The following is a 9,709-nucleotide window of genomic DNA, read 5'->3' on the forward strand; positions in this document are numbered from 1 at the left end:
ACGGCGGGCTCAGCGCAGCAGCAGTGACATCGGCTGGGCCGACAGGCTGCGGTCGAGGACCAGGGAGGCCGCGCCGACGGCGGCGACGTTCTCGCCTATGGCCGTCGAGGTGACCGTCGTGGGGTGGCTCTGCTTGACGAACGGGGACTGCGCGACCATCGGTTCGATCACGGCCAGGAGCCGGTCGGCCAGCAGTGTCCAGATGGGGCCGCCGAACACGATGGTGTCGGAGTCCAGCAGGGTCGCCGCCGCGCTGACCCCGCGTCCGATACGTACGCCCCAGCGATCGATGATGCTGCCGGCGCGCGGCTCGCCACCGGCCGCGAGAGACGCGAGGTGCTGCAGGCTGCGCTGCGCGTCCTGCGGGTCCGTCGGCGTGAACTCATGTCCCAGTACGGCGAGTTCGATGGCCTCTTCGACGAGGGCGCGGGTCGAGCAGGCGGCGCCGAGCCCGCCGACCTCGCCGACGTTCCCGGACGAGCCGCGCAGCACCGTGTCGTCCACGACCAGGCCCATGCCCGAGCCGGTGCCGAGGTAGAAGAAGAGGAAGTTGCGGCTCTCGGTTGCCGCGCCCGACCAGCGTTCCGCTACGGCGGCGGCGATGACGTCCTTGTCGAGCAGGGCCGCGTAGCCGGTCTCCTCGCTGAGCCGGTCGCGCAGCGGGACGCTGCCCCAGCCGGGGAGCTCGGGCGGGTCGACGACGAGCCCGCGGGTCACGTCGATGGGGCCCGGTGCCGCGATGCCGAGGCCCAGGACCCGGTCGCGGTCCACGCCGGAGTCGCCGACCAGTCCGCTCACCGAGGCGGCCATGCCGGCCATGACGGTGTCGGTGTCGCCGCCGCGCGGGGTGGGTTCGCTGCGCTGGGCGACGACTGTGCCGAGCAGGTCGAGCAGGACGTAGGTGATGACGGCGGGGTCGAGGTGCACGCCGACCGCGTAGCGCGCGCCGGGCGCGACCTGGAGGAGGGTGCGGGGTTTGCCGCTGCCGCTGCTCTGCTTGCCGGTCTCGTGGGCGACGCCCTGGTCGATGAGGCGGCGGGTGATGTTGGAGACGGTCTGCGCGGACAGCCCCGTGGCCTCCGCGAGTTCCACGCGGCTGAGGCCCGCGCGGTCCCGGCGGATCGCGTCAAGGACGACGGATTCGTTGAAGTCGCCCATGCGGGGCAGGTTCGTGCCGCGCCGGATCGACGCCTTCCCGGCACTCGCCCTTTTGCTCGTCACTGTGGTGTCTCCTGGACGTCTCCCGCTCCCGAGGAGGACCGCGGTCGTCCGTGCTCTCGTCCCCCGGGTGCGTCGAATCGGTGGAATTCTACCGGCCGTCGGCCGGTAGCCGTCGCCGTACGCGCGCCGCGGCGGGGTCGGCCCCGGGGGCGCAGCCGCGTACGGCGGCCGGTGGATGGCGCAGAGGAGGTGGCACGGGCCGGTGCCGCCGTCCCGTTGCGTGCCGCCTCCCCTGCGCCCGTCGGGGGTGGCGCTTCCCTGTCGGGGGTCGCGCCCGTTCGCGTCCTCGCCCTCAGAGCTGCTCGACCAGGGCGAGCGACCAGGGGGCGAGGACCGTGTCGAAGCGCAGGACACCGTCCTGGCCGGCGAGGACGGTGCGCACGTCGGTGGCGCGGGCCTGCCGGTCGATGTGGGCGAGCTGTTCGCGGGTGGGTGCGGCCGGGGAGCCGAGCTCGCGCCAGGCGCCGATCGCGTTGCCGTGCTCGGCGTCCAGCACCTCCACCCGGAAGGGGGCGCCCGCGGGCAGACCGGCCAGTTCGAGGGCGAGTCGGCGGGGGGTGCCCTTGGCCTGGGTGGTCTCGGCCACCTCGCGGCTGTCGAAGGAGGCGGGCACCGACTTGGGTTCCTCCTGCGGGTAGTGGTGGACGAGCGCGGTGAGCCTGCCACTGGCCGCGTGCCGGGTCAGGACGTGGTCCTCACCGCGTTCGATCAGCTCGTCGCCGAGCGCGTGCAGCATGCGGTAGGCGTGGAAGGTGGGCTTGGGGATTCCGGGCAGCGTGATCATGCCGAAGCCGCCGTGGAACAGCTCGTCGCCGGCCCCGCCCTCCTCGAACACGTCCGTGAAGGTCCAGTACGACAGCGAGTGCACGGTGTCGAGGGAGTGGAGCAGCGAGCGCGTCACGTAGGTGGCCGCGGGCAGTGTGTCGTGTGTGTGGTCGCGCGGCGAGGAGGACGAGGACCACTCGGTGAGGTGGATCTCGGCGTCCGGGTAGGCGCTCTTGGCGATGAGTTCGCGCAGCAGCGCGAGGTCGACCGGGGTGGCGTCCTTGCCGCGGGTGAGCTTCTCGCCCTGGCCGTGTTCGTCGAGCGCCCAGTCCGTGGGGTACGGGTGGGTGGAGACGAAGTCGACCCGCAGCTCGCGCTCGACGCAGAAGTCGAGGAACGCCTGCATCCACACCGGTCGCCATTCGAGCTCGTCGATGTCGTCGCGGCCGGCCACGATGCGCCGGGAGACGTCCTCCGACTCGCCGCCGAAGCGCTCGTCGGGTACGAAGTTGGAGGTCGCGGGGCCGCCGACGCGCAGCTGGGCGTCCACGTCCTTGACCGCGCGCGCTGTCACCTCGTACAGCTCGAAGTACTCCGAGCGGGTGCCGTGGAAGAAGCCCCAGAGGTTGGCCTCGTTCCACACCTCGAAGTACCAGGAGCGGACCTCGTCGAGGCCGTAGCGGGTGATCCAGTGGCGGGTGATGCGCGCGATGAGGGCGCTCCACTTGCCGAGGTCCGTGGGCGGGGAGCCGTGCGCTCCCCACCAGAAGACGGTGTTGGTCTCGCGGGCCAGGGCGCGCGGGCTGAAGCCGAACTCGACGAAGGGGCGGACCCCGAGGTCGAGCAGGAAGTCGAAGAGCGCGTCGACGTACTGGAAGTTGTAGACGGGTTCGCCGTCCTCGGTCTCCGTGTAGACGAACATGTCGTCGTGGAAGAGCCCGTGGAAGCGGATGTACTCGAAACCGCAGGCTGCGTGCGCCTCGGTGAGCTGGCGCTGCCAGTCGGCGCGCAGACCCTCGTTGGCCCGGCCGGCGCCCACGACACGGCTCCAGTAGTGCGGCAGCGGCGTCGAGGGGGCGTGCGCGAGGGCGCTGACGGAGATGTCGCCCGGCATGATGGTCCTTCCGTCCTGGCGTGCGGGTTCCTCATTAAATCAAAATGATAGACATAAGGCCAGTGAGGCGAGCCGACGCGACGAAGCACCCCGCGGCGGCGCGAAAGGGGTGCGGCGGCAGTTCCCGGTGTCGTGGTCCCCGGGGTCTTGTCGTGCCCCTGGCGACACGACTATGTTGCCGGGGCGCCTGTTGACGGAGGGGCGGACTGCCGCCGCCATACCTCTCCCACTCCAGCGGACGCGGAATCCGTGCGCGGCCGCGCCCCTGGGGACGGCCGCGCCGATGAGGCAGACCGAGAGGGCATCCCCCATGAGTATCTCCCGACGTACCTTCGTCCTGTCCGGCGCCGCCGTGGCGGCCGCGGCGGCTGGTGGTGTAGCTGCCACGCAGGCCGGCGCGTCCCCCGCCCCCGCCGCGAACCCGGCCTCCTCCCCCGCGGGTGATGTGGTCGGCAAGATAACCGTCGGCTACCAGGGCTGGTTCGCGTGCAAGGGCGACAGCGCCCCGATCGACGGTTGGTGGCACTGGAGCCCCGACATGAGCAAGGCGCCCGCGCAGGGTGCGAGCAGCGCCAAGTCCTGGCCCGACGTTGCGGACTACACGCACACCTACCCCACCGCGATGGCGGACCTGAACGGCGGCGGCAAGGCCGCTCTGTTCTCGTCCTGGGACCAGCAGTCGGTGGACACCCACTTCCGCTGGATGCGGGAGAACAACATCGACACCGCCGCGCTCCAACGCTTCAACCCCTTCAGCCCGGAGGGCCCCACGCGTGACGGAATGGCGCAGAAGGTGCGGCAGGCCGCGGAAGCCAACGGCCGGAAGTTCTACATCATGTACGACGTCACCGGCTGGACCTCGATGCAGTCCGAGATCAAGCAGGACTGGACCGAGAAGATGAAGGCGCACACCTCGTCCAGCGCCTACGCGAAGCAGAACGGCAAGCCGGTGGTGTGCGTATGGGGCTTCGGGTTCAGTGACGACGCCCGCCCCTTCGATCCTGCCCCGTGCCTCGATGTCGTCAACTGGTTCAAGGATCAGGGCTGTTACGTCATCGGCGGGGTGCCCACTCACTGGCGCACCGGCACCGAGGACTCGCGGGCCGGCTTCGGGGACGTCTACCGCGCCTTCCACATGATCTCGCCGTGGATGGTGGGCCGTATCGGCAGCGCCGAGCAGTCCGACCAGTTCTACCGCGACATCAACACCCCCGACCAGGCGGACTGCGACGCGCACGGCATCGACTACCAGCCGTGCGTGATGCCCGGTGACCTCCAGGAGGGGCACCGGGCCCACGGGGACTTCATGTGGCGGCAGTTCTACAACATGAAGCGGGTGGGTGCGCAGGGCATCTACATCTCCATGTTCGACGAGTACAACGAGGGCAACCAGATCGCGAAGACGGCGGCGACCGCTGCCGACGTGCCGTCCGGCTCCGGGGTCAAGGCTCTGGACGAGGACGGCACCACCTGCTCCCCGGACTACTACCTGCGGCTGACCGGCGACGGCGGGCGCATGCTCAAGGGTGAGCTCCCGCTGACGGAGACCAGGCCCACCCCCACCACCGTCTAGCCGAAGGGCAGTTGCGGCACAGCGCTGATGGCGGATCGGACACGGCACCCTCGCGGATCTTGAGGCGTAGACACCCTCATGATCCGCGAGGGGTCGTGTTCGTCTGCCTCCGGGGCAGCACTCCGGGGCCTGGCTCCACTCCTCCCGAGCCGACCGGGTCCGCACCTGCTCCGAGCGGCCCCTGATCGCCGTCCGCCACGGAACCCCGCTCCCCCGTGACGTCGCCCCTCGCGTCCGTCACCGACTCTCAGCTCCGGTCGGGCTCCCCCTGGCCGCGTGCGATCTCCTTCACCTTGGCGACGGCGTACCCCCAGCCCTGCGCCACCGTCGGTTTGGCCGGTACGGCGATCTCGTCGGGGTTCGTGAGTACGTCGAGGAGAACGGGCCCCGGTGTGTCGAGGGCTCGTCGTACCGACTCCTCCAGCTCGTCGGGATCCGTCACCCGGATGCCGGTGATGCCCATCGCCGTGGCCACGGCGGCGAAGTCGGGGTTGTCCAGCTCGGTGCCGAACTCGGGCAGGCCGGCCTGTTCCTGCTCCAGCTTGACCATGCCGAGGCGCCGGTTGTCGAAGACGACCAGTTTGACGGGGAGCTTGCCGGTCTTGAGTGTCATGAGGTCGCCGAGCAGCATGCTCAGGCCACCGTCGCCGCAGAACGCGACCACCTGCCGTCGCCGGTCCAGGCTCTGGGCGCCGAGTGCGTGCGGCATGGCATTCGCCATGGAGCCCAGGTTGTACGAGCCGAGCAGGCGCCGCTCGCCGCGCATCTCCACGAACCGTGAGAGCCATACCGTGGCCATTCCGGTGTCGGATGTGAAGACCGCGTCATCGGCGGCGAGCCGGTCGACCGTCGCGGCGAGTGCCTCGGGCCTGATGCCGTGTTCCGGGTTGTCGAACGCGGCGCGGAGCCGACCGGCCGTCCGCTCGTCGTGCTTCGGATCGGCCAGCCGGGCCTGGCCGTCACGCCACGTCTCGAACTCCTTCCGGGCCTTGTCCAGGTGCTTGCGGTCGCGGCCTTCCTCAGCGCCGAGACACGTGAGCAGATCGCGGACCGTGGCGGCCACATCGCCGACGAGGCCGGCCTGTACCGGGACCCGGCGTCCGATGTGGGTGGGTTCGGTGTCCACCTGGATGACCGTGCGCCCCTCGGGATACCACTCGCGATACGGGAAGTCCGTGCCCAGCAGGAGGAGCGTGTCGGCCTCCCGCATCGCGGAGGCCGCTGCCGGGTTGCCGATCAGCCCGGTCTGGCCGACCTGGAAGGGATTGCCCTCGCCCTCGAACCCCTCCTTCGCCTTCAGGGTCAGCACCATCGGAGCGGCCAGACGGTCGGCGAGCGCCAGTACGTCCGCGCGGGCCGCGCGGGCTCCCCGGCCGACGAGGAGTGTCACGCGTCCGCCGCGCTCCAGGAGGCCGGCCGCGTCGCGGACGGCGGACTCCTCGGGCCGCGTCACCGCCCCGCTCAGGGAGAAGCGGGCCTCGCGGTCCGTGCTCAGCTTCCGGTCGCCGATGTCGGCCGGCACGGTGAGCACGGCGACGCCCTTGCGGCCCACGGCGTTGCGGACGGCCGCCTCCAGCATCTGCGGCAGCTGGTCCGGGGAGGAGACCGTGGCACGGAACACCGCGACATCGCTGAAGAGAGCGTCGTTGTCGACCTCCTGGAAGGACTCGCTGCCGATCTCCGCCAGCGGAACCTGTCCAGCGATCGCCAGAACGGGAGTGCGGCTCTTGGCGGCGTCGTAGAGCCCGTTGAGCAGGTGAATCGAACCCGGGCCGACGGTTCCCATACAGACGCCTAGGCGGCCGGAGAGCTGGGACTGGGCACTCGCGGCGAACGCCGCGGCCTCCTCGTGGCGGCATCCCACCCACTCCACGTCCTCGGTGAGCCGGATGGCCTCTGTCAGTGGATTGAGCGCGTCTCCGACAACACCGAACACCTGGCTCACGCCGAGTTCGCTCAATGCGTCGACGATGACGCGGGCAACGGTACGGGGCACAAGGTCCTCCTGGTCAGACGGTGAAGTGATCGGGGTCCGCGGCTTTCCAGTCGGCGGCCCAGGACGAAGGGGGCTCGGCGAGGAGCTGTCCCGGCGCGAGCCATTCGTACATTTCGTCGAAAGAACGCAGCGTGTAGGGGTCGACGCGTCGCTGAAGCATGTGCGGACGCAGGTGGTCCGGATCCGTGACGCCCATGGAGGCCATGATCTGGAGGGCGCCGGCGACCGTCGCCTCCTGGAACCTCTGGACCCGCACGGACTTGTCGGCGACGTTCAGGGCGCGTGCGCGCCGGGGGTCCTGTGTGGTGACACCCGTGGGACAGGTGTTGGTGTGACAGCGCTGCGCCTGTATGCAGCCCACCGCGAACATCATCGCGCGGGCCGAGTTCGCGTAGTCGGCTCCTTGGAGGAGCCTCTTGACCAGGTCGGACCCGGTGGCGATCTTGCCGCTGGCGCCGATCTTGATCCGGTCCCGCAGGCCTGCGCCGACCAGGGCGTTGTGCACGGTGAGCAGACCGTCGGTGAGGGGTGTGCCGATGTGGTCGGCGAACTCCAGCGGGGCGGCGCCCGTGCCGCCCTCTGCCCCGTCCACGATGATGAAATCCGGTGTCGTTCCCTCCTCCACCATGGCCTTGCACACGGCGAGGAACTGCCGCCGCGAGCCGGGGCAGAGCTTGATTCCCGCGGGTTTGCCCCCGGCGAGTTCCCGCATCCGTGCCACGAAGCGGACGAGTTCACGCGGTGTGGAGAACACCTGGTGGTACGGGGGCGAGGTCACCGTTTCTCCCTGGGGCACGCCTCGTACCCGGGCGATCTCCGCGTTGACCTTCGCCCCCGGCAGCACACCGCCGATGCCGGGCTTGGCGCCCTGGGACAGCTTGAGCGACACGCACTTCACATGGTCGTGTGCCGCCTTCTCCGCGAACTTCCCGGCGTCGAAGCCGCCGTCCTCCGTCCTGCATCCGAAGTAGCCGGTGCCGATTTCCCAGACGAGGTCTCCCCCGGGCCGCAGGTGGTAGTCCGACATGCCGCCCTCGCCGGTGTCGTGGGCGAAATCGCCGCGTGCCGCACCGGTGTTGAGGGCCAGGACCGCGTTTGCCGAGAGTGAGCCGAAGCTCATGGCGGAGACGTTGAACAGTGCCATGTCGTACGGCTGGGTGCAGTCGGGGCCGCCGATCCTGACCCGCGGTGGTGTCCGGGGTACCTCGCAGGGCGCCATCGACGGGACGAGGAATTCGTGGCCGGGTTGGTAGACGTCCCGCTCCGTGCCGAACGGCTCCTCCGCGTCCGTGCCCTTCGCGCGTTCGTACACGAGGCTGCGCACGTCCCGGTCGAAGGGGCGGCCGTCGTAATTCCGCTCCACGAAGTACTGCTGGAGTTCGGGGCGGATCTTCTCCAGCAGGAAACGCGCGTGCCCGATCACGGGATAGTTGCGCAGCACCGAATGGCCGCGCTGAGTGAGATCCCATGTTCCGAGCAGGCCCAGGAGAGCGAGCAGCACAGAGGCGGTCCACCACCACGGTGAAATCCATACCGCCGCGCTTCCCGTTCCCAGAGCCGCGAGCAGGGTCAGACCAACAGAAACGATTCGTATCACTGCAGTCGGATTGCCCGGTCCGGGCAGGTCACGCCACCGGGCTTCCCCAAGAGAGTCCAAAAGATCGCAGGGCGGTCTGTACCTCCTCTGCCTGCTGTCTCCCGCACGGTGACGCCGCCTCTGCCCGGTATCGAGGCGGCGTCACCGTCTTCCGCTACGGCATGGCCGGTGTCCGTGGGGCGGGCAGGTAGCCCGTGCCGTGGAAGTACGTCAGGTAGCGGATCAGGATCTCGTCCGTGAGGGGTTTCTGGTGGATGCCCACGGCCGCCGCGGCTTCGGCCGTTCGGCGGGAGTCGAAGCGGCGGAGGTCCTTGGCCTCCGGCCGGCTCCGGCCTTCGTCGCCGAGGAACAGTTGTGCCGCGTTGTCGGGCTGCGCGGATACGCGGGCCTGCCAGTGCGGCGCGGATACGGTTCGCAGCCCGTGACCGAGCCGGGCGGCCGCTTCGAAGACGCGGTCCAGGCCCGGCGCGTCCGGGTTGGTGAGGTGGTACGTCTGCGCACCGACCGGGCCGGACAGGGCGAGGGCCACGACCGCGGCGCTGACGTAGTCGACGGGCACCCAGCCCGTCGAGCCGTGGGGCAGGTCGGGCACCGCTCCCGCCTGGAGGCAGCCCTTGATGAGCTGCCACAGCAGGTCGCGGTCCTGGCAGGCGCCGGTGGCGGTGTCGCCGCTGATCCGGCCGGGGCGGTGGACGGTCACCGGCAGGCCGCGTTCGCGGGCCAGGCCGACGAGTCCTTCGGCGACCCATTTGCTCTGCCCGTACCCGTCGGGCAGTTCGGGCGCGGGGCCCGTCGGCGTCGACTCCGTGATGGTGACGGGATCGGGGCCGGACGCCGGGGCGTATACGCCGGTGGTCGAGATGTAGTGCATTCCGGGTGAGGCGGAGTCGGCGAGCAGGCGCAGCAGCTCTTCGGTTCCGGCCACGTTCGCGTCGCGCAGATCACCGTACGCGGCGGCGAAGTTGACGCGTGCGCCGTTGTGCAGAACCGTGCCGAGGCGGCGGACCAGGGCGGTCCTGTCCTCGGGTGCCAGGCCCAGGCCCGGGGCGGCGAGGTCGCCCGGAACGGCGTGGACGAGGTTCTCGTACCGGGGGCGCCACAGGCCGTAGCGCTCCAGGTTGGCGCGCAGCCGTTGGGCGGCGCTGTGGCTGTCCCGCGCCCTGACGAGGCAGTCGACGGGCCCGTCCGTCGTCTCGATGAGGTCGCGCAGCAGGAAGGCGCCGAGGAAGCCGGAGGCGCCGGTCAGCAGGGGTCGGGCGGACGGGCGCAGGGGGCGGCGCGGGGCGGGCGGGAGAGACGTGGTCTGCCGACGGGTGCCCGAGATGTCCTTGGGCAGCCGGACTTCGGCGGCCAGGTCCGGTGTGCCGGTGTCCGCCTGGTCCTCCTCTCCCGTCGCGCGCCCGAGCAGACGGTCGATCCCTTCGACGGTGGGTGCGGCGAACA

6 protein-coding genes are annotated in these 9,709 nt (G+C 70.5%); 1 reads left to right on the forward strand and 5 read right to left on the reverse strand.

Features of this window, described 5'->3' with window-relative positions; all coding sequences use genetic code 11:
- Positions 1–9: 9 nt before the first annotated feature.
- Together ACFVQ0_RS00080 and ACFVQ0_RS00085 are read right to left on the reverse strand one after the other, a co-directional pair.
- Positions 10–1,221, reverse strand: coding sequence for an ROK family transcriptional regulator (locus ACFVQ0_RS00080; protein ID WP_390082967.1), 1,212 nt, complete (start codon positions 1,219–1,221; stop codon positions 10–12).
- Between the two features lie 292 nt (positions 1,222–1,513).
- Positions 1,514–3,100, reverse strand: coding sequence for a beta-xylosidase (locus ACFVQ0_RS00085; RefSeq protein ID WP_390082968.1), 1,587 nt, complete (start codon positions 3,098–3,100; stop codon positions 1,514–1,516).
- A gap of 310 nt (positions 3,101–3,410) precedes the next feature.
- Here ACFVQ0_RS00085 and ACFVQ0_RS00090 point away from each other — a divergent pair, with 310 nt between their 5' ends.
- On the forward strand, positions 3,411–4,673 hold the full coding sequence (locus ACFVQ0_RS00090; protein WP_390082970.1) for a glycoside hydrolase family 71/99-like protein: 1,263 nt from the start codon (positions 3,411–3,413) through the stop codon (positions 4,671–4,673).
- Between the two features lie 247 nt (positions 4,674–4,920).
- Here ACFVQ0_RS00090 and ACFVQ0_RS00095 read toward each other — a convergent pair whose 3' ends face one another.
- The 3 genes from ACFVQ0_RS00095 to ACFVQ0_RS00105 all read right to left on the reverse strand — a co-directional run bounded on the left by ACFVQ0_RS00095 (position 4,921) and on the right by ACFVQ0_RS00105 (position 9,683).
- Entirely contained in the window at positions 4,921–6,669 is a 1,749-nt protein-coding gene (locus tag ACFVQ0_RS00095) for a thiamine pyrophosphate-dependent enzyme (RefSeq protein WP_390082972.1), read from the reverse strand.
- Positions 6,670–6,682: 13 nt separating this feature from the next.
- The gene (locus ACFVQ0_RS00100; RefSeq protein WP_390082974.1) at positions 6,683–8,266 is read right to left on the reverse strand and encodes an FMN-binding glutamate synthase family protein; all 1,584 of its coding nucleotides are present in this window, start codon (positions 8,264–8,266) and stop codon (positions 6,683–6,685) included.
- Between the two features lie 154 nt (positions 8,267–8,420).
- Positions 8,421–9,683, reverse strand: coding sequence for a thioester reductase domain-containing protein (locus ACFVQ0_RS00105; RefSeq protein WP_390085304.1), 1,263 nt, complete (start codon positions 9,681–9,683; stop codon positions 8,421–8,423).
- Positions 9,684–9,709: the final 26 nt, after the last annotated feature.

The organism is Streptomyces sp. NPDC057900 (assembly GCF_042887885.1).
Lineage (GTDB): Bacteria > Actinomycetota > Actinomycetes > Streptomycetales > Streptomycetaceae > Streptomyces.